The sequence below is a fragment of the Clostridium vincentii genome (genome assembly GCF_002995745.1).
GTDB lineage: Bacteria > Bacillota > Clostridia > Clostridiales > Clostridiaceae > Clostridium > Clostridium vincentii.
Genome location: NZ_PVXQ01000086.1, coordinates 1 through 1065, shown reverse-complemented (window position 1 = coordinate 1065; position 1065 = coordinate 1). Strand labels below are relative to the sequence as shown.

The 1065-nt window shown below is 35.9% G+C and carries 1 protein-coding gene; it reads right to left on the bottom strand.

Annotated elements, in window-relative coordinates; translation table 11 throughout:
* Positions 1–1065: IS66 family transposase (gene tnpC / locus CLVI_RS17150; RefSeq protein ID WP_106061456.1), on the bottom strand; the 1065-nt coding region annotated here is incomplete at both ends.

The window sequence follows — 1065 nt, the reverse complement described above, 5'->3', positions numbered from 1 at the left end:
ATCATTTTTGAAATCCATATTAGGAATTTTCTCAAATAGAAAAGTTAAATATTTCATTGGGTTTAAACCATTTTCTTTGGCAGTTTCTACAATACTATAGATTGTTGCGCTTGCCTTCGCACCGCGAACCGTATCGGAGAATAAGAAATTTTTCCTTCCTATAACAAAAGGTTTTATACTTCTTTCAGCACGGTTATTGCTTATTTCACATCGTCCATCTAAGAGATAGTTCTCTAAATACTTCCATTGAGATAATGCATAGTATATTGCCTTTCCTAAAGCGGTCTTTGGAAGTACATCGGATGTTTTTAGCCATGCTAAAAAGTCCTTCAAAATGGGTTTTGAAAGTTCTTGACGTTTTATATATCTTTCCTCAATTGTACATTTATCAAGAGATTTTTCTATCGCAAAAAGTTTGTCGCAATAGGTTTTACCTTGTAATGATTGAGACCCAATACATTCTGAAGGTTTTATGGATTTTAAAGCCTCATCAAATTTTCTTCTGACATGACTCCAGCAGCCGCACACGCTGATATCAGCCGGGAGATTATGATATGCTGCATATCCATCCACATGTAAATAACCCTGAAATCCTTCCAGAAATTGTTTTGCTCGTTTGGCAGTTCTATCTGGTTGGTATTCGTATAGAACTATGGCAGAGTCTGTATCACCACTAGTTCTATATAGCCACATGTAGGAATTAGACTGTGCCTTTTTACCAGGTTCTTTTAAAACTTGAAGTACTGTTTCGTCTGCATGAATAACATCTCTTCTTATTAAGAGTTTTCTCATAGCAGAATATAATGGCTCCAGCCAGTCATTAGAGCATTTTATAACCCAATTAGCCATAGTTTGTCTTGAGATACCTATACCAAGTCTTTCAAATTCTTTTTCCTGACGGTACAACGGCATGGCGTTAACATATTTTTGAGACATAATATATGCTACAGTCGATGGCGAAGCTATACTTCCTTTAATAACAGGTTGTGGAACTTCAGCTTTAATAATAGGTGTTACATCACTATGGGTTTCGCAATGGCGACAAGCATATATATATTGCACATG